The organism is Chryseobacterium sp. IT-36CA2 (assembly GCF_949767875.1).
In the GTDB taxonomy this organism is placed as follows: Bacteria; Bacteroidota; Bacteroidia; order Flavobacteriales; family Weeksellaceae; genus Chryseobacterium.
Window position 1 is genome coordinate 467,242 of the sequence record NZ_CATKPG010000020.1, and the last position, 19,645, is coordinate 486,886.

20 protein-coding genes are annotated in these 19,645 nt (G+C 35.2%); 7 read left to right on the top strand and 13 right to left on the bottom strand.

Annotation, left to right across the window (positions count from 1 at the left end; translation table 11 throughout):
• Positions 1 to 54: 54 nt before the first annotated feature.
• Both ACM6F9_RS09475 and ACM6F9_RS09480 read left to right on the top strand, forming a co-directional pair.
• On the top strand, positions 55 to 1,326 hold the full coding sequence (locus ACM6F9_RS09475; RefSeq protein ID WP_414845858.1) for an aminotransferase class I/II-fold pyridoxal phosphate-dependent enzyme: 1,272 nt from the start codon (positions 55 to 57) through the stop codon (positions 1,324 to 1,326).
• A 66-nt stretch (positions 1,327 to 1,392) separates the two neighbouring features.
• Positions 1,393 to 2,271 (top strand): DMT family transporter, encoded by an 879-nt coding sequence (locus ACM6F9_RS09480; RefSeq protein ID WP_414845492.1) that lies wholly within the window; start codon positions 1,393 to 1,395, stop codon positions 2,269 to 2,271.
• Between the two features lie 69 nt (positions 2,272 to 2,340).
• Here the strand turns inward: ACM6F9_RS09480 and ACM6F9_RS09485 are convergent, their stop codons facing one another.
• Together ACM6F9_RS09485 and ACM6F9_RS09490 are read right to left on the bottom strand one after the other, a co-directional pair.
• Entirely contained in the window at positions 2,341 to 2,991 is a 651-nt protein-coding gene (locus ACM6F9_RS09485; protein WP_414845493.1) for an NADPH-dependent F420 reductase, read from the bottom strand.
• Positions 2,992 to 3,129: 138 nt separating this feature from the next.
• Positions 3,130 to 3,717: a Crp/Fnr family transcriptional regulator gene (locus ACM6F9_RS09490; RefSeq protein ID WP_414845494.1), complete on the bottom strand. Its 588-nt coding sequence runs from the start codon at positions 3,715 to 3,717 to the stop codon at positions 3,130 to 3,132.
• A 351-nt stretch (positions 3,718 to 4,068) separates the two neighbouring features.
• Here ACM6F9_RS09490 and ACM6F9_RS09495 point away from each other — a divergent pair, with 351 nt between their 5' ends.
• The gene (locus tag ACM6F9_RS09495; protein ID WP_414845495.1) at positions 4,069 to 4,830 is read left to right on the top strand and encodes a hypothetical protein; all 762 of its coding nucleotides are present in this window, start codon (positions 4,069 to 4,071) and stop codon (positions 4,828 to 4,830) included.
• 122 nt (positions 4,831 to 4,952) lie between these two features.
• A complete protein-coding gene (locus tag ACM6F9_RS09500) occupies positions 4,953 to 7,142 on the top strand; it encodes a B12-binding domain-containing radical SAM protein (RefSeq protein ID WP_414845496.1) in 2,190 nt (729 codons plus the stop codon).
• Positions 7,143 to 7,522: 380 nt separating this feature from the next.
• On the opposite strand, the gene ACM6F9_RS09505 is transcribed toward ACM6F9_RS09500, so the two are convergent.
• The 3 genes from ACM6F9_RS09505 to atpD form a co-directional block, all read right to left on the bottom strand.
• Positions 7,523 to 8,341, bottom strand: a complete 819-nt coding sequence (locus tag ACM6F9_RS09505) for a hypothetical protein (protein ID WP_414845497.1) — start codon at positions 8,339 to 8,341, stop codon at positions 7,523 to 7,525.
• A gap of 80 nt (positions 8,342 to 8,421) precedes the next feature.
• Entirely contained in the window at positions 8,422 to 8,703 is a 282-nt protein-coding gene (locus ACM6F9_RS09510; RefSeq protein ID WP_105701454.1) for a FoF1 ATP synthase subunit delta/epsilon, read from the bottom strand.
• Between the two features lie 86 nt (positions 8,704 to 8,789).
• Positions 8,790 to 10,298 (bottom strand): F0F1 ATP synthase subunit beta, encoded by a 1,509-nt coding sequence (gene atpD / locus ACM6F9_RS09515; RefSeq protein ID WP_414845498.1) that lies wholly within the window; start codon positions 10,296 to 10,298, stop codon positions 8,790 to 8,792.
• A gap of 217 nt (positions 10,299 to 10,515) precedes the next feature.
• On the opposite strand from atpD, the gene ACM6F9_RS09520 reads away from it, so the two are divergent.
• Entirely contained in the window at positions 10,516 to 11,451 is a 936-nt protein-coding gene (locus ACM6F9_RS09520) for a bifunctional riboflavin kinase/FAD synthetase (RefSeq protein ID WP_414845499.1), read from the top strand.
• The gene (locus ACM6F9_RS09525; protein WP_414845500.1) at positions 11,426 to 12,472 is read left to right on the top strand and encodes an acyltransferase family protein; all 1,047 of its coding nucleotides are present in this window, start codon (positions 11,426 to 11,428) and stop codon (positions 12,470 to 12,472) included. Before ACM6F9_RS09520 ends, ACM6F9_RS09525 begins: the two co-directional genes overlap by 26 nt.
• Before the next feature lie 22 nt (positions 12,473 to 12,494).
• On the opposite strand, the gene ACM6F9_RS09530 is transcribed toward ACM6F9_RS09525, so the two are convergent.
• Positions 12,495 to 12,986 (bottom strand): hypothetical protein, encoded by a 492-nt coding sequence (locus ACM6F9_RS09530; RefSeq protein WP_414845501.1) that lies wholly within the window; start codon positions 12,984 to 12,986, stop codon positions 12,495 to 12,497.
• An 83-nt stretch (positions 12,987 to 13,069) separates the two neighbouring features.
• Entirely contained in the window at positions 13,070 to 13,423 is a 354-nt protein-coding gene (locus ACM6F9_RS09535; RefSeq protein WP_414845502.1) for an MmcQ/YjbR family DNA-binding protein, read from the bottom strand.
• Positions 13,424 to 13,541: 118 nt separating this feature from the next.
• Between ACM6F9_RS09535 and ACM6F9_RS09540 the strand changes: the two genes are divergently transcribed.
• Positions 13,542 to 14,198 carry an NAD(P)H-binding protein gene (locus ACM6F9_RS09540; RefSeq protein ID WP_414845503.1) on the top strand — a complete coding sequence of 219 codons (657 nt, stop codon included), beginning with the start codon at positions 13,542 to 13,544 and terminating at the stop codon, positions 14,196 to 14,198.
• A gap of 107 nt (positions 14,199 to 14,305) precedes the next feature.
• Here ACM6F9_RS09540 and ACM6F9_RS09545 read toward each other — a convergent pair whose 3' ends face one another.
• The 6 genes from ACM6F9_RS09545 to ACM6F9_RS09570 form a co-directional block, all read right to left on the bottom strand.
• The gene (locus ACM6F9_RS09545; protein WP_414845504.1) at positions 14,306 to 14,821 is read right to left on the bottom strand and encodes a VOC family protein; all 516 of its coding nucleotides are present in this window, start codon (positions 14,819 to 14,821) and stop codon (positions 14,306 to 14,308) included.
• A 74-nt stretch (positions 14,822 to 14,895) separates the two neighbouring features.
• On the bottom strand, positions 14,896 to 15,471 hold the full coding sequence (locus ACM6F9_RS09550; RefSeq protein ID WP_414845505.1) for a glutathione peroxidase: 576 nt from the start codon (positions 15,469 to 15,471) through the stop codon (positions 14,896 to 14,898).
• A gap of 33 nt (positions 15,472 to 15,504) precedes the next feature.
• A complete protein-coding gene (locus ACM6F9_RS09555; protein ID WP_414845506.1) occupies positions 15,505 to 16,167 on the bottom strand; it encodes a histidine kinase in 663 nt (220 codons plus the stop codon).
• A 107-nt stretch (positions 16,168 to 16,274) separates the two neighbouring features.
• On the bottom strand, positions 16,275 to 16,997 hold the full coding sequence (gene kdsB, locus ACM6F9_RS09560; protein WP_114822332.1) for a 3-deoxy-manno-octulosonate cytidylyltransferase: 723 nt from the start codon (positions 16,995 to 16,997) through the stop codon (positions 16,275 to 16,277).
• Positions 16,998 to 17,137: 140 nt separating this feature from the next.
• Positions 17,138 to 18,124 carry a phosphatase PAP2 family protein gene (locus ACM6F9_RS09565; protein WP_414845507.1) on the bottom strand — a complete coding sequence of 329 codons (987 nt, stop codon included), beginning with the start codon at positions 18,122 to 18,124 and terminating at the stop codon, positions 17,138 to 17,140.
• Positions 18,125 to 18,373: 249 nt separating this feature from the next.
• A complete protein-coding gene (locus ACM6F9_RS09570) occupies positions 18,374 to 19,627 on the bottom strand; it encodes a pyridoxal phosphate-dependent aminotransferase (protein ID WP_414845508.1) in 1,254 nt (417 codons plus the stop codon).
• Between the last annotated feature and the right edge of the window lie 18 nt (positions 19,628 to 19,645).

The window sequence follows — 19,645 nt, forward strand, 5'->3', positions numbered from 1 at the left end:
CTTTTGCGTGTTCTGACAAAAAAGGCTTTTTTACTTAAAAATTACGATACAATGTTGGATATTTTTGAAAGAATAAAAGAAAATCCAGGACCACTTGGACAATTTGCAGATTATGGTGAAGGCTATTTTATTTTCCCAAGATTAGAGGGACCTATCGGCCCTAGAATGCAATTTCAGGGGAGAGAAGTAATTTTCTGGAGTGCCAATGACTATTTAGGACTGTGTAATCATCCTGAAGTTATAGAAGCGGATGCAAAAGCGGCTGCAGAATACGGAATGTTCTATCCAATGGGGGCAAGAGCAATGTCTGGAGAAACAGATCAGCACCTTCAGCTGGAAAGAGAATTGGCAGACTTCGTAAAAAAAGAATCAGCATACTTATTGAATTTCGGTTACCAGGGAATGGTTTCTACCATTGATGCTTTGGTAAGCAGAAATGATGTGATTGTTTATGATATGGATTCTCACGCCTGCATCGTGGATGGAGTAAGACTTCATTCTGGTAAAAGATTTACCTACAAGCACAATGATATGGCAAGTCTTGAGAAAAACCTTCAGAGAGCAACTAAGGTAGCTGAAGAAACAGGAGGAGGTATTCTTGTGATTACAGAAGGGGTTTTCGGAATGAGAGGCCAGCAGGGAAAAATTAAAGAGATCTGCGATCTTAAATCAAAATACCAATTCAGACTTTTAGTAGATGATGCTCACGGTTTCGGAACTCTTGGTACAACGGGTGCCGGTGTAGGTGAAGAGCAGGATTGTAATGATCAGATTGATGTATACTTCTCTACTTTTGCTAAATCTATGGCAGGTTTCGGAGCATTCCTTGCGGGTGACAAAGAAATCATCAGATATCTGAAATTCAACCTGAGATCACAAATCTTCGCAAAATCTCTTACGATGCCAATGGTAATCGGAGGATTAAAAAGACTAGAGCTATTGAGATCAAGACCTGAGATCAAAGCTAAACTTTGGGAGAATGTTGAAAAACTACAAAGCGGACTTAAAGAAAGAGGATTCAATATTGGAGATACCAACACTTGTGTAACTCCGGTTATGATGCAGGGAACTCCGGTAGAAGCAACTATATTAGTGAAAGATTTAAGAGAAAATTACGGAATTTTCACCTCTGTGGTGGTATATCCGGTCATTCCGAAGGGAATGATTCTTTTAAGACTGATTCCTACTGCTTCTCATACAGATGCAGAGATCAATGAAACTCTGGCAGCATTTGAAGCAATTCATGATAAATTAGTAGGTGGCTACTACAAAGAGCAGGAAGAAAAATTACTGCAGGAACAAGGATTAAGTTTTAAACCTATTTAATCTTAAAAAATAAAAAAAGCCACTGATTGATTCAGTGGCTTTTTTGTTTAATACCTATAAAAGCAAATGAAACTTAGAGGTTACACACTGGGAATTCTGTCGGCTGTTTCATATGGCCTGATTCCGATTTTTATTCTGCCTGTGAAACGGGCACACTTTTCAATGGATATTACGCTGTTTTACAGATTTTTCTTTTCAGCTTTAATGGTGGGAGGATATCTGCTGTATTCGAGGGAAAGTTTTAAAATCAATAAAAAAGAAGCCTTAATTCTGGCTATTCTTGGAATCTGCTATGCCCTTTCATCAGAGTTTCTGTTTTTAGGCTATGATTTTCTTACCCCAGGAATTGCCTCTACCGTTTTATTTATCTACCCAATTATTGTAGCGTTGATCATGCTTTTCTTTTATAAAGAGAAGCTTACCAAATTATCAGGAGCATCTTTACTTCTGGCTTTCGCAGGAGTCATTGTTCTGTGTTTAAAAGGAAATGGACTGGAAATCAATTTTGCAGGACTGGGAATTGTAATGCTCAGTTCACTGTTCTATGCCTTATATATGGTTATTGTCAACAAATCGAATATTAAGGTTTCAGGATTTAAGCTTACGTTTTATTCTATGTTTTTCACCTCAATATTCTTTATGACCAAGGCTTTGATGGCGAATGAATCATTTGTTATTCCTTCAACAGAAATTTTCATTAACTTCCTTATTTTTGCATTTCTTACTACGGTTATTTCCAGCTTGTGTCTGGTATTTGCGATTAAATATATCGGTTCTACTCCTGTGGCTATTTTAGGAGCCCTGGAACCTGTGGTCGCTGTACTGATCAGTGTCTTGATGTTTCATGAAAAATTTACTCCCAATCTGCTAATCGGGATTACTTTAATTCTTTTTGGAGTTACGTTGAATGTAATTGGTGATCAAAAGAAAATAGGTCATGCTTAACTGATAATAATACAAAAGCCGGACTTCTTTATGAGTTCGGCTTTTTGTATAACTTAAATAAGTGTTTTTCTATAACTTTGCTTTTGCTTCTGTAAGACTCACCGTTTTTCCCAGTGCTCCAAATTCATGCAGATCCCCAAAAACCTCGATACGGATCGATTGGTCAATCCCTCCTACTTTTAAAGGATCAAATCCTGCAATTTTAATCAAATCTTCAACATCTTTGTCTACTGAGGTATCATCTGAAGCATAAAACAATACTGCTTTTTCCGGGTTACTGTTGGAAGCTCCTGCAAGACTTCCTGCGCCCAATGTTCCGAATGCTTTTACCAGTTTAGCTCCCTGAGGAAGCACTGCTCTGTTCAATTCTCCGGCAGATTCTTTTTCCCCGATGATCTTTTTAAATCCTCCATTTCCATCCGGGGCAATAGGATTTGATACATCAATTATGGTTTTACCTTTCAGAATGTCTTTATGATCATTAAAAAATTCTTTAAAAGCGCCAAACCATATTGCCGGAATAATAATATCTGAGGTATTGATTGCCTGATCAATATCCATACTTTGGGCAAAACCATTAGACTGTTGAGCAAAGCCCGCAGACTCTTCAATATTTCTTGATGCTACAATCACATTATGGTTGTTATTAATTAAATCACCGGCAATTGCTTTTCCAATGTTACCTAGACCAATAACGGCCACTTTTTTTAATGTTTCCATTTCTTTTGATTTTTAATATTTATCTATGTCAAAATTAGGAGGAAAGACATCCAAAAAAGGGCAAACTAGTTTAAGAACTCATCTTGACATTTGGTAAGAAGAATCATGAAACTAGTTTCATAAAGAAAATGAATATGATCAGATTTTGATTCTCCGTTGTCTGATTTTACTTAAGAATTGAGGAGTAATCCCCAAATAGGAAGCAATTTGTGTATTGGGAAGTCTGTTTGCCAACTGGGGATAATGTTTGAGAAAAAACTCATACTTTTCTTCTCCTGTAGAACTTATATTTTGAAGTACCCGATTTTGGAGCTCAATAAATTTTTGTTCAATAATTACCCTGAAGTTCCTGTCAAATTTGGGATAATAGGTATAAAGAAACCAAAGGTCATTTTTTTCAATCTGCAGTACAGTGGAAGTCTCAAGAGCTGCAATATACAGCTTACTTGGTTTTTTATTATGAAAACTGTCTATATCTACAATCCAATCGTTTTCTGCAGCAAACTGGAGATTATGCTCTTCCCCATTACCATCTATATTGTACATTTTTAAGCATCCGGAAACCACAAACGTATAATACTGACAGATCTCGTTTTCCATCAGGATAAATTGTTTTCGTTTGATTCTCCGTTCAACAAACCGTTCATTCAATACCTCAATTTCCTTCTTTGAAAGAGGGATATAGCTTTTAAAATATTCTACAAGCGGATTGGTTTCTTTTGACATTGTAAATAAAATGGACTTGTTATATAGATTTTGAGTAAATCATTATTACAATATATCAAAAAAACTGAACATTATAAGGATGAATGACTCTAAAAAATCAATATCAAAAAATTATTTTCACATTGTTCCTTTTTGTATCTAAAATAATAAAATACCACACAGAAGTTCCTAGAAGTGAGTTTACTGATAAAATAATATCATATTAAGATAAAAAAATATTATGTCTGAATATATTTAACAAAATAAATCCTTTACTTTCTGGCATAACAAAATTTATCTGACTATATTGCATCTGTCTATTAATAGGTATTTCCTCTCCTATCAGGCCAATGTATATACTTTTAGAAACCGATGAAAGAATTGCAAAAACTCACCAAAGATCAATTATATAAAAAGCTTAAAGAAAAATCGGAAAATCTATATAACATCGCTCATGAAGCGCTGGAAAACAATTTCTTCAACGAAAGCTATTTAGATGAAGAAAGTCTTGCCGAATTTCTCGAAATGCTGGATGATGAAACAGCAGAAAAAATCAAAGATGCTTCTCTGCATATTAATAATGAAGATAATGCTCCCGAAATTGTCCTTATAGAAAATGAAAACAACATTTCTCTTGAATTGGTGACCATTGAAGATGAAGGGTACAAAATAGTTCTTATAGAAGGTGACCTACAATTATCAAAAAAACTTTTTGTGGAAGATTACATTGTTCTCATTGTTACAGGTAATATTCAGGCTGAAAATATTATTGTCAACGGTTCATTATATTGTTCCGGAAATATTACATCCAAAGCATTATTCGGAGCCTCGGGTAATGATAATGAAACGTATATCGGAGGAAGTATTATGACCTCTCTTATTGCAGAAAACGGGCATTATACGGTGGCTGAAGGAAATATATATTCCAGATATTTAATCAGTTTTCATAATGAAATCATCGGGAAAACAGGAAAGTTCATTGAGAATATCAGCATCGAAAGACCTGGTGAAATCGGATTACTGAAAGCTGAAATTCTGGATGAAGACGGGTATTTTGACGAAGATTCTTTCCTTAATTTTATTGACAATAATTCTCCAGATGCCTTGTTTAATAAACCTGCTAATTTATTTTAGAAGACTACTTGTAATAGAGATTATAATAACTCGGAACGCAAAGTCTTTTCTTGACTGTCCATAATCAGGAGAAAAAATTTTTTTCTAAAAAAACTTTAGAATAACTTTGCAAAAAATTTCTGTTGAAAGACCTGCTTCTTATTACTCCGCCTTTTACCCAGCTTAATACTCCCTATCCTGCAACGGCTTATATTAAAGGATTTTTAAATACCAAAAATATTTCCGCTTATCAGGTAGATTTGGGGATCGATGTTATCTTGGAATTATTTTCAAAAGACGGAATTCAAAAGGTTTTCAGTAAAGAAATTGATCTTCATACCATCTCTGAAAACTCTCAGAGAATCTATGCCTTAAGAGAAGAATATGTAAAAACCATAGATCAGGTCATTACTTTTTTACAGGATAAAACGCCTACATTGGCAAGACAGATCTGTAGCATGAATTTTCTTCCCGAAGCTTCCCGTTTCAATCAGCTGGATGATATGGAATTTGCTTTCGGAAATATGGGACTTCAGGATAAAGCCAAGCATCTGGCAACGTTATATTTGGAAGATATTTCAGATTATATTGTAGAAAATATCGATTCCGATTTTGGTTTCAGCAGATATGCGGAACGCCTTGGAAAAAGTGCCAATTCTTTTGATGAATTGTATTCGAAACTATCTGGTGACTCCACTTTTATTGATGAGTTTACTTTAAAAATTCTTCGTGAAAACATAGAAACCGTTCAGCCTAAACTGGTTTGTTTTTCGGTACCGTTTCCCGGAAATCTGTATTCAGGTTTCAAATGTGCCCAATGGATCAAAAAGCACTATCCTCATATTAAAACCGCTATGGGAGGAGGTTTTCCCAATACAGAATTAAGGGAAGTGAAAGATCAGAGAGTATTTGAATTTTTTGATTTTATTACATTAGATGACGGAGAAATTCCACTTGAACTTCTTCACCAGAATTTAGAAATTCCATCTGATAAAGGCGAATTCAAGAGAACTTTCCTTCTCGAAAATAATGAAGTTGTTTATAAGAACAATTCTAAAAAACATGATTATAAGCAGTCTGAAATCGGAACTCCTGATTATACAGATTTAAAACTGGATCAATATATTTCTGTTATTGAAATTGCCAATCCCATGCACAGTTTATGGAGTGACGGAAGATGGAACAAACTGACAATGGCTCATGGATGCTACTGGGGAAAATGTACATTCTGTGATATTTCTTTAGACTATATTAAAATCTACGAACCTATTTCTGCTAAAATTCTGGTTGACCGAATTGAAGAGTTGATCCGCACCACTGGTGAAACAGGTTTCCATTTTGTGGATGAAGCGGCACCACCTGCCTTGATGAGAGAAGTAGCGCTGGAAATTCTACGAAGAAACCTTGTCGTTACCTGGTGGACCAATATTCGTTTTGAAAAAAGCTTCACCCGCGATTTATGTTACCTTCTGAAACTTTCAGGATGTGTTGCTGTTTCCGGAGGACTTGAAGTAGCCAGTGACCGATTGTTGAAATTAATTGATAAAGGAGTTTCTGTAGATCAGGTTGCCAATGTAACCAGAAATTTTACCGAAGCCGGAATTATGGTTCATGCTTATCTGATGTATGGCTACCCTACCCAAACCGTTCAGGAAACCGTTGATTCTCTGGAAATGATTCGGCAGATGTTTGAAATGGGAATTCTTCAAAGCGGATTCTGGCATCAGTTTGCCATGACTGCCCATTCACCTGTAGGAATCAATCCGGAAGATTTTGGAGTGGTACCTGTAAAGCAGGAAATCTTATTTGCCAATAATGATATTGATTTTAAAGATAAAACCGGAATTGATCATAACAAGTTCAGTTTTGGATTAAAGAAATCCTTATTCAATTATATGCATGGAGTGAATTTTGAGCTTCCTCTTCAGGAATGGTTTGATTTTAAAATTCCAAGAACAACTATCCATCCGGATTATATTCATGACTGTCTTTTGGAAGATGGACAGTTTAGTCTGAAAGGAAATTCAAAAGTGATTTTTTTGACCAAAAATGTAATCGCTGAGAATCGCGTAAAAAATAAAAAGAAATATTCTGGTACATATACGCTTCTTACATTCCACTTAAAAACCAATATTGTGAAGGTAGAGCTCGAACAAGAAAAGGCAGAGTGGCTAATGAGTGTATTGGAAGAAAATGCAATTGAAAATTCAAAAAAACCTACAGTTCAACAACTTAAGAATCAATTTGAAGAGAATTTTGAAGATTTTGAGTTATTCTGGTTCTCAAAACCCATGCAGCAATTGAAGGAAAATGGGGTGATCTTAAGTTTATAAAAATTTCTATTTTTTTCTCAGGGATTTTTGAAATTGTTGAATTTTTTGTGAATTTTTATTTTTCTGGATGAATAAGACTTGATTGAATTATAATCTCTCACAGATTATACGGATTTACACAGATTTTTATTTTGATTTAAGAGAATAAAATTTTCTATTTTTATACCTAAGGATCAAGTCCAAATTTCTAGATTACTATAGAATAAAACGGCAAAATATTCCCATCATCTGAAGGGGTAGCGAAAATTCGGAGAATTTTTGACGGGGTGGTTAATTATATAAGTTTTGGCTAAACCCAATCGAAATTTAATCTTTAATAAGTAAATGGGCTCCCTTCATTCTAAACTCAGGATTACAACCCATTCCTATTGATAAATAAATCAGTTAGGAGTTTCCTTTGATACGGTTCCTACAGACACCTTTTCCTGAATTTTAATGAAATTCGGATCCATAATCGCCATACGTTCTGCCAATGCTTTATATGTTGGAAATTTTAAGATGGAAGCCCTGCCAGACATTTCTTTATAAATAGTGAAAGATTTTCCTCCAGCTGTTTTTAATTGCTTTGTGGTCGTAATATATCTTCCGATAAGCTTACTTTTTGCATCATAGATTTCAATATCTATAGAGGTTTTGTCCATAATGGTGTCTTCCGAGCCGAAACTTACAGGTAAATTGGTGAAATATCCCACCGGAACGCCATTACTAAGGATTTCTCCTACTTTATTGACCTCAATATTCATCTTATCTATTTTCTTTCTGATGGTATAGGCATCTTTAGTTTTAGTATCCAGTTTTCTTTTTGGAACATTTGAAAAAAGTTCATCAAGATTTTTGACATTGATCCCTTTATTATCAATAATTTTAAGATCCTTAACCGAAGTAAAAACTGCTGACTTTTCCTCTCCTGAGAATGCAGAAGGTGATGAATAATCAATTTCAATCGTCTTATCCCTGTTATATACTCTGTTGACACTGATATAGCTGTCTCGAACGGAATCAACAACGCTTTTATCAATAAATTTTATCGTATAGAGCGGAGTCTCCTTTAGATCCATAAACGTATACTCGCTGGATTTGTTGGATAGCTTAGCTACCGGAATACCGTCAAGATTGATAATTCCCCTCTTGGTTTTGATGTTCTGAGCATGGAGAAAAACACCCAGAACTGTAAAGAATATGATTATGCCTTTCTTCATACAATCAGACTTTTACATAAATAAAAAAAGTGTAACACAAAGTTACACTTTCTTGAAAATATATTTAGCTTTTCATTTAATTATTCACAAAGGATAATTCCTTTATTATGATTAAATTCTACAACACCGCTTTTGATAGCATAAGCAAAAACAGAGTCTTTTCCGGATTCTTTAGTGAAGTTTTTAGCAAAAGCTTCATCAATAGAATTAGCAAAAAGCTTTACATCACCTCCGATCAAAGAAGAAACGATTCCTGCGTGGTTTTTCATGATGTGAAATTCACCATTTTTTCCAGGCAATAATACTGAGTCTACTTCTCCTTCAAAAACTACGTATTCTGGTGTTAAAATTTTTATATTCATTTTAATTTAGATTTGAAGATTTCAGATTTCAGATTTCAGACAACGTTAAAGTCTCATGTCTGGTATCTTAATCTTGTGTCTAATTATTAAGCGTTTTCAGCTAACATTTTTTGTCCAGCTTCGATAGCTTCTTCGATAGTTCCTTTCAAGTTGAAAGCTGCTTCTGGTAAGTGATCTAATTCACCATCCATAATCATGTTGAACCCTTTGATAGTATCTTTGATATCAACTAATGATCCTGGGATACCTGTAAACTGCTCTGCTACGTGGAAAGGCTGAGATAAGAATCTCTGAACTTTTCTTGCACGGTATACAACAGATTTATCTTCTTCAGAAAGTTCTTCCATACCAAGGATTGCGATGATATCCTGAAGAGCTTTATATCTTTGAAGAATTTCTTTTACTCTTTGAGCACAGTTGTAGTGATCGTGACCTAAGATTTCAGGATTTAGGATTCTTGAAGTAGAAGAAAGTGGATCTACCGCTGGATAGATACCTAATGAAGCAATCTTTCTGTCAAGTACCGTAGTTGCATCCAAGTGAGCAAATGTAGTTGCAGGAGCCGGGTCAGTTAAGTCATCCGCAGGTACGTATACCGCTTGTACTGAAGTAATTGAACCATTTTTAGTTGAAGTAATTCTTTCCTGCATCGCACCCATTTCAGAAGCTAGTGTTGGTTGGTAACCTACCGCTGATGGCATACGACCAAGAAGTGCAGATACCTCAGAACCAGCTTGTGTAAAACGGAAGATGTTGTCTACGAAGAAAAGTACATCTCTACCTTGTCCGCTTTCTCCACCATCTCTATAGTACTCAGCCAATGTAAGACCAGAAAGTGCTACTCTCGCTCTTGCACCTGGCGGCTCGTTCATCTGTCCGAAAACGAATGCTGCTTTAGATTCTTTCATAGCTTCTAAGTCTACTTTAGAAAGATCCCAACCTCCGTTTTCCATAGAGTGCATGAAATCATCACCATACTTGATAATACCTGATTCCAACATCTCTCTCAAAAGGTCATTTCCTTCTCTCGTTCTTTCACCTACTCCGGCAAATACTGAAAGACCTCCGTGTCCTTTTGCAATATTGTTAATCAACTCCTGGATCAATACTGTTTTACCTACACCAGCACCACCGAACAAACCAATTTTACCTCCTTTTGCGTAAGGCTCAACTAAGTCGATTACTTTAATACCTGTAAATAAAACTTCTGCAGAAGTTGAAAGTTGATCAAATTTTGGAGCTGGTCTGTGAATTGGAAGACCACCCTCATTAGAAATATTTTGAAGTCCGTCGATAGCATCACCAACAACGTTGAATAGTCTTCCGTTTACAGCCTCACCGATTGGCATCATAATAGGATTTCCGTATCCAATTACGTCTTGCCCTCTTTTAAGACCGTCAGTAGCGTCCATTGCGATACATCTTACTGTATCTTCGCCAATATGTTGTTCTACCTCTAAAACTACTTTTTCACCGTTTTCTTTTGTAATTTCTAACGCGTCATAGATTGCTGGAACAGCTTCCACATCTGTGAAGACAACGTCGATTACCGGACCAATAATTTGAGAAATTTTACCTTTAATTTGGTTTGCCATTGCTAAATTTTTTCTTGGTGCAAATATAGTGATTCTTCATAAACCCGCAATTGGTAAAAAAAAGATTTTTATCATGCTTTTTGAGAATAGATTATTTTAGTAATATCCCGATATAGCAATGTATCAAGGTAGCAATGTTAAGGTTACAGGTATTACTCTATTGTTATATTGATACATTGGTACATTATTTCTATATTTGCAATCAAATTTTTCCGTTTTGAAAGTTTTCAAGAATTTTACAGATTATTCCTCACAGAAGCCTTTAGCACTGTCTTTAGGTATGTTTGACGGGGTACATCTCGGGCACAAGAGTATCATTGATGAGCTGACTAAAGTAGGTACAGAGAATAATCTGGAGACTGCTATTCTCACTTTCTGGCCGCATCCAAGGTTTGTTTTTAATCCTAATGAAGATTTAAAACTGCTGAATACGCTGGAAGAAAAGAAACAGCTGGTGGAGAAATATGGTATTGATAATCTGTTCCTGAAAGAATTTGATGAAGAATTCAGAAACTTAACCGGAGAAGAGTTTGTACGTCAGATTTTAGTTGATAAACTCAATGTAAAGTATCTTATTATAGGATACGACCATTCTTTCGGAAAAAATAAAAGCGGAAACTTCGAGCTTCTTAAGAAATTATCCAAAGAGCTTGATTTTGAAGTAGAACAAATGGAAGCTATTAACATCCACGAAAATAATATCAGTTCAACAAAGGTTCGTAATGCTCTTTTAACCGGAAATATTACAGAGGCTAATGAGATGCTGGGGTATCCCTACTCAGTATCTGGTACAATAGTTCATGGTAAAAAGATCGGAAGAACAATTGGTTATCCAACCGCCAATATTGATACAGAATCTATTAAGCTTTTACCCAAAAAAGGAGCTTATATTGTAGAAGTATTCATAAAAGGTAACCAATATAAAGGAATGCTGAGTGTGGGAACCAACCCTACGGTAAACGGAGAAAAATTAACTGTTGAAGTTTATATTCTGGATTTTGATGACAATATTTATGATGAGAAAATAACAGTTAGGTTCAGAGATTTCCTTCATGATGAAATTAAATTTGAAAGCCTAGAAAAGCTTATCGAGAAACTGGACCTGGATAAAAAACATACCCAGGATTATGATTTCAAGAATCAACAATTTTGATTTTCTGAGACTTTTTTTTGCAAGTCTTGTTATAATTACCCACTCCTATGCTCTTTCCGGAGCTACTCAAGGTGATCCTTTATCAGAGCTCACCCATGGCCAGATGGAATTTTCTTATCTGGGAGTGCATGGCTTTTTTATTATCTCCGGATATTTAATTTTTAAAAGTTTACTTCGCTGCAAAGGTCTCACTGATTTTTACTGGAAAAGACTTTTAAGACTTTTCCCCGCGTTATTAGTAGTTCTTTTACTGACTGTTTTGCTGGCACCTGCAGTATATGAAGGCTCTGTTCCTTATTTGCAAAACAAATCAGTATATACCTATATTCCTCAAAATATAACACTATTCTTCCGTCAGAAAGGGATCGATGGTGTTTTCGAAAGCAATCCTTATAAACACAGTATCAATGGCAGTTTATGGACTATATGCTATGAATTCAGCATGTATGTTATGACATCAATGTTATTTTTTATAAGAAAAAAAGCTTTTGTAAAAACGGTTGTTATCCTTTTATTTATATCAAGTTATGTTTTAAGCATCTACTACCCTTATTTTCTTTATGGATTATTTCGCAGGTTGGCATTGGGAACTAATCATTTTTATAATCTGATGTGTTTTTTTGCTGGAGGAATGGTATTAACTTATCTGAAAATCAATAATAAAAGAACTGAGAATATCATTATTCTACTTTCTTTTCTAGTTCTTATCATCAGTCTCTATTTTAATATTTCCAAGTATACCTGCTATATTACACTACCGTTACTGATTATTCTTATTGGTGAAAGATCCACTCAATATCTTAATAAAGTAGGAGAAGTAATTGGAGATACTTCTTACGGGATTTATATTTATTCTTTTCCCATACAGCAGGCACTGATGTATTTTTTTAAGTTGGACACCGCTATGTTATTTATACTTTCTTTACCAATTTCAGTTCTCTTGGGATATATTTCCTGGCATCTGATTGAAAAGAAAGCATTAGGATATAAAGATTTATTTGCTAAAAAGGCTATTCAGTGATGAATAGCCTTTTTGCTTTTATTTATTTTAATACTTTTAGGTATATTTTCTGAGGTTCATTACTCAGTTTCACGTTAGGAAACCGTTTGTCATAATCAATAAAGATATCCCCTTTTTCATCTGCTTTTCCGTTTCCGTCAGAATCCCAGCTTATTGTTACGTAATATTTTGCAGGACCTGCAGGTTTAGGATTGATCTTACTTTCAGCATCTTTAGGTACCGGAAGATCAATGGTGAATGGTACAGATTTTTGCTCATACTCTTTTTCTGTAATTAAGGTAGCAGGAGCATCTGCCAGTTTTTCGTCTGCTCCATATAAACTTACTTTCAATTTTGGATTTTTAATCGTAAAGTTCTCTGTTCCTGAAAATTCCAATTTAATATTTTCAGAAGAAGCTTCAGATGTTGAGGCTTCCGGAGTTGGACTTTCAGTAGTATTTTTCTTTCCCGGATTGGTACAGCTTGATAGCATCAATGTGCCTGCTGCGACGAATAATAAAAGGTGGTTTCTCATTTGTTCTTTATTTTATTAACGTTAAATCTATATTTCACCGATAATAGATAACAAATTTCGTACCTCAATCTTTTCTTATATTTTTATAAAGAATTTACTTCATTTTGAGCTTTCTTTGTCAGAGATTTAAAAACCAGATCATACGATTGATCAATAAGTTTAAGGATCAAATCTCTTTTCAATCCATCCAGCAATACAGAATTCCAATGGGTCTTGTTCATATGATAAGCGCCTGTGATCTGAGGATATTGCTCACGAAGCTCTGCACTCCACTCCGGATCTGTTTTTACATTGATTGCTAGCGGCTGCCTTTCAAGCCCCATCAGTAAAAACATTTTGGTATCTACTTTCATTACAAGTGTTTCGTTATCAAACGGAAAGCTTTCCGTAACCCCTTTTTTGGCAAGACAATAGTCTAAAATCTCGTTGGCATCCATGCAGTTATTAATAATGAGTGATCAGTAATTAGTAATGATTAAATGATATAATTCTTTAATCTTTGATTCAAATTTAGTAAATTTAAGAAAGAAATAATCCCGCAAAATCACAATTATTATGAAAGCTCTGGTAATAGGCGCTACAGGTGCCACAGGAAAGGATCTGGTCAATCAGTTATTGAATGACAAAGAGTTTGATGAAGTGGATATTTTTGTCAGAAAGCCTGTTGATATTCAGAATGATAAGCTTAAAGTTCATGTTGTGAATTTTGAAAACCCTGAAGAATGGAAAGAAATGGTGAAGGGAGATGTTGCATTCTCATGCTTAGGAACAACTTTAAAGGATGCCGGAAGCAAGGAAGCCCAAAAGAAAGTAGACTTTGATTATCAATATGAATTTGCGAAAGCAGCAAAAGAAAATGATGTGGAAGATTATATTCTGGTTTCAGCTTATGGCGCGAATCCGCAATCTAAAATTTTCTATTCTAAAATGAAAGGAGAACTTGAAGACGCTGTAAAGCAGCTCCATTTCAATAAGATCACTATTTTCAAACCTGGAATGCTTGAAAGAAAAGATTCTGAAAGAACCGGAGAAGTTTTAGGCAGCCGGATTATCAAATTTGCCAATAAATTGGGATTACTGGAAAGTCAAAAGCCTCTGCCAACCGATATTCTGGCAAAGGCAATGATCAATTCTTCGAAAATAAAAAGCAATGGTTATTCCAGTATAAAGCTGGGAAATATATTTTGTTTTGCAGAGAAGAGTAATGAATAATCGGGATATGGGGTTTGGGATGAGAGTTAATGGGGGTCCGTGTTAAAAGTGAGAACCTTCTTAGTAATTTTCCTAAAACCTAAGCCCTAATCCCTGCTACCTATCATCTATTTTGTGGTTTTGCTGTTCATTTTCTGTCCTAATTTTTCGTATTCAATATCGTTTGGCTCCCAAAGTTCTATTTTGTTGCCTTCGATATCCATTATATGGACAAACTTTCCGTATTCATACGTCTCGATCTTATCGACTACTGTTACATTTTCTTTTTTTAACTGTTCAACCAGCTTTTCAAGGTTTTCTACACGATAATTGATCATGAAATCTTTTTCGGAAGGCAGGAAATATTTTGTTTTTTCACTGAATGGGCTCCACTGGCTGAAGCCTTTTTTAGAGTTATCAGCGCCTTGAAACCACTCAAATACAGCTCCATATTCATTAGTATTGAGACCTAGATGGCTTTCATACCATTCTCTCATTTTTTTAGGATCTTTACACTTAAAAAAGATGCCGCCAATACCGGTTACTCTTTTCATATCATCAGACTTGTTTTCCGTAACAGCCTTAAAAGCAAATCCTAACATAAATGAAGCCAGGACACAAAGGGTAAAAATTATTTTTTTCATAGGAAGTATTTATTAGGGTTAAAAATAAAAAAAGTGGATGTAAACACCCACTATTAAAAATATATTTTTTATCGTTATTTCAGATACTTTGTAATCGCCTCTCCGTTAGGATTTGTAGTACTTACAAAAGAGTCAATCAGTTTTCCGTTTTCGTCTACAAGGAATTTTGTGAAGTTCCAAAGAATGCTTGTATTCTTTACTCCGTTCAGTTCCTGCTCTGTTAAATATTTAAAGATAGGTGCTGTATCATCACCTTTTACAGAAACTTTAGCAGCCATCGGAAATGTTACACCGTAATTTTTCTGACAGAAAGCTCCAATTTCAGTATTGGTTCCGGGTTCCTGTCCTCCGAAATTATTGGCAGGGAAACCTATTACGACCAATTTATCTTTATATTGCTGATATACATTCTCAAGGTCTGCATACTGAGGAGTAAATCCGCATTCTGAGGCGGTATTGACGATCAGGATTTTCTTTCCTTTAAAATCTGCAAAATTGATTTCTTTTCCGTCAAGACCTTCTACTTTAAAGTCATATATTGTTTTTCCCATAAGTTCGTTGGTTTTAGCTTTTGAAATTTCACTTTTTTGATTGAAGCAGCTTTGCAGGAATGCAACGAAGGAAAGCAGCATTAAAAAAAATTTTTTCATTTTTTTCGTTTTATACAGCGAACTGCAATTGAATTAAAACTTGAAAATATTAGCCGGAAATACTTTATTGATATCTATTTTGTTTAATAACATCACATAATCTCCGTCTTTTTTTGTACTGGAAGATTCTATTCTGAAAGGCATGGTAAGGTTTCCTACTTTTCTAAAATCAGAATAGACAAGCGTTTCATCTTTTTTCACTTCTTTTATCAACATATAAGTTTTTGTATCAAAATAATACATATTCTTATTAACGTTCTTAGTAAGTTCCACTTTATGACAGTAGATCTCTCCTATTTTTTCTTTTCCAAGGTATTTGGCATCAAAACCTTTATTTTCCCAATCAATGAAGTCATTATCAAAATTTTCCGGCACATATTCAGGATATTCCTGAAGCTTGTTGGCGGCGTAGTTCATTGCGTAGCCTTTGGAACCATCAAAACCTTCAATAGCTGTTTCTTTTCCTCCAGTTGTAATCAATGTTTTAGTAAGATTCGGACGTTGCTGAAAAATTCTGATCGGATATTCATCTTTGATTCCCAATACTACTTTTCCCTGAAGCAATACCGAGTTCAGCAATTTCCAATTGGTTAACCCTCCGGATAATTCTATGTTTTTGTCAATAATTTCCTTTGCGGTCTGTCCGAATATCACATGCGAAAATATCAGTCCAAATACGAATAGTAACTTCTTCATTAATTTTATTTATAAATTCAAATATAGGGGGATTTATGTAAAGTTGCAAAAACACAAAGAAAGCAAAAATGCTGATTGGCAAATTTACTCTACTTCTTTCTACAATTTTAAATTAACTTTCGTGCTTTTTCCAGATCTTCCGGTGTATCAATACCTACCCCTACAAAATTAGTTTCTATCATTTTGATTTTCATCCCATATTCAAGATAACGGATGCATTCAATTTTTTCGGATATTTCCAAAGGTTTCATCGCCAGTTTTGAAAACTGCAGTAAGGCTTCTTTTCTGAAGGCATATACTCCAATATGTTTAAAATAACTTACATCATAGGAAACTTCTCTGTGAAAAGGAATTACAGAACGGCTGAAATACAAGGCAAAACCATTATTATCAGTAATGACTTTTACGTTATTCGGATTTTCAATTTCTTCTTTTTCATGCAGCTGTATCTTTAAAGAAGCTAAAGATATTTCCTGTTGATCATCATGTTTAAAAACTTCAATCAGCTGGCGTAAAGGTTCCAGTTTCAGGAAAGGTTCATCTCCCTGAACGTTAATTACGATATCACAATCAATATTCTGTACTGCTTCAGCAATGCGGTCACTTCCGGTTTCGTGCTGTCCTGTCATAACAGCTTTCCCTCCGTTTTTTACAATTTCATCAAGAATAATTTCAGAATCTGTGGCTACAAATACTTCATCAAACAGTCCGGTTTCCACTACATTCTGATAGGTAGTAGTGATCACGGTTTTTTCTCCTAAAATCTGCATTAATTTCCCCGGAAAACGGCTTGCTTCGTAACGGGCAGGGATGACAGCGATTATTTTCATTCAATATGATATTAAGTAATTCTTTTAAAATCAGCAGGTTTCATTCCGGCCTTTACAAAAGCCTGAATAATCCTTTTATCCTGAGACCAAATGTAGTGAAAAGTATCTTATTTACTCTACAAAACAGAGATTTCAGCAGTTTAAAAAGAGAGTTTTACTCCTACCATATTGTATTCCCATTGGCGGGAAGCTACAAAGTTGAGATTATATTTTGTCTTTCCTATAGTTCCTTCTGAAGAAGTATATCTGCTTTTTGAGATTGTTTTTCCAATGAAATATCCCATTAATAAGGCTAAAGGGTAATCTGAAGCCCAATGAACTTTACTCTGCATCATTTGAAAACAAAGTGCTCCTGCCAGGGTATATCCTACTGGCTTAATCCATTTTGCATCGGGATAATTGTCTGCAATCACAGTAATACCTGCCATAAAGGTGGTTAAGTGTCCTGATGGCATCGCATCATAATTTGAAGTATTTTTTCCAAATGCTGAGAAACTTGGGAAAGGGTTCCATGCTCCACCTTTATTACCATTTATTTCTGCAATAAAAGGACTTTCTCTTCCGGTAATTCTTTTAATAGTCTGGGTAAAAACTCCTGAAAGAATTAAACTTTCCATCAAGCCACTGGCTGTAGCCTGTGCTCTGTAATCATTTTTAATCAAACCATACGTTCCGAAACCAATTCCTAACAATACTAATGTAGAACCGTTTCCTACCAGGTACAATGCAGATCCGATGTCTTTTGGGATTTTAAATACACCTCCAACTTTGGTGTAGTTATTATCTTTGTCCATTCCCCATCTTTCTCCCAGCTCTCTGGAATTGTCGATCAGTTTCTGATCAACTGGTAAAAGAATCAACGTGGCTGCAACCGCTCCTCCCAGATAATAAGCATGATCCTGGGCTACAAAATCTTTATTGGTGTTGATAAAGTTTCTGGGTAGTTTGGTTACAAAATCTAATAGTTTAGGCTTCGGATAAGTTCGGACGGATCCATCTTTTAAGGTGTAGGTTTGTACCTTTGGCAGCTCGACTTCTTTTGGTAACTCACTTACCTTCAGACTATCAACCTCTTGTGAGCATACCAGTATTGAAACTGGTAAGAGTAGAAATCTCAGTTTTTTCATCGTGTAATTTTCGACTTTATTATATTTAAGTGTGTGTAAAAGCCCCAAAGATAATTCCTAGTTGAGCTTACTACAAAGAAGTAGTTTAATTTTTAATATTTATTTAATTTTTTATAAATAAACGTAATTTCAATTGAAATATTTGATCAAAAAAAGCTTCGGCTCTGCTCAGCGTGACATGGCTAATACTCTTTTCGAGATCAAACAGTGTCATGCCGGACAGAGCCGAAGTTTATATTTATTTGAAAATTACTTTAATTGGTTCAAAGCACTTTCCAGTTTTGGAAGCATTACTTTGATCTCATCTACAGCTAATCCTCCTACAGAAGCACGGAACCAAGGTTCTGATTTTTCTTCTCCGAAGGCTGAGAATGGGACTAAAGCTACTCCTGCATCATTAATTAAATAGAATACAAGATCTGAAGAGTTTTCAATGACAGCTCCGTCTGGTTTTGTTTTTCCGATATAGTTTAATTTAATGGTAAGATAAAGAGCTCCCATTGGTTCAATACTGTCTACAGCAAGTCCTTTTCCTTTTAAATCCTGAATTCCACCGTGAAGAACTTTTAGACTTTCTTCAAGTTTAGCTTTAAAATCATCAACGAAAGTATTTACATTCTCTGGATTTTCATAGAATTTAGCAGTTGCTTCCTGTTCTGGTTTTGGTGCCCATGCTCCAACGTGTGTAAGAAGTGCCTTCATCTTATCAAGAATATGAGCAGGCCCGAATCCCCATCCAACACGTACTCCTGTTGCTGCAAGGCATTTTGAAATACCGTCGATGTAGATCGTATAGTCTTTCATTTCAGGGAAAAGAGAAACCGGATCTACGTGCTCAGCACTGAAAGTAAGACAAGAATAGATCTGGTCATACATTAAGTATAACGGTTTTTCATCTGCTCCTCTTTTTTTATTTTCAGCAATCACCAGTTCGCAGATCTCTGAAAGCTGATCTTTTGTAAACATGGTTCCTGTAGGGTTCAATGGTGAACACAACGCCAATAATACGGCTCCATCCAAATGAGGTCTTAAATCATCTGCAGTTGGAAGAAAGTTGGTTTCAGGCTTTGTTTTTACTTCTACAGCGTTAGCTGAAGTAAGGTAAGCGTAGTGGTTGTTGTTCCAAGATGGTGTAGGATATACTACTTTATCACCTTCGTCTACGATGGTTTTGTATACGGCATAAATCAAAGGTCTTGACCCTGCAGTGATCAGAATATCTTCAGGGGAATAATCCAGATTCCATCTTTTTTTAAGGTCTTTGGAAACTTCTTTTCTTAAAGATAAAAGTCCGTTTGCAGGAGGATAGTTCGTCAGATTATTCTGATATGCTTTCTGAATCTCTTCCTTCAGCAATGCTGGAATAGGATAGATATTAGAATTCAAATCACCAATAGTAAGATTGGCAATTTCCGCTCCCTTTGCTTTTAGATCATTTACTTCGTTACCAATTTTTACAATTTCAGAACCGATCAGGTTCGCTGCTAATTTTGAAACTTTCACTTTTTTTCTTATTTAAAA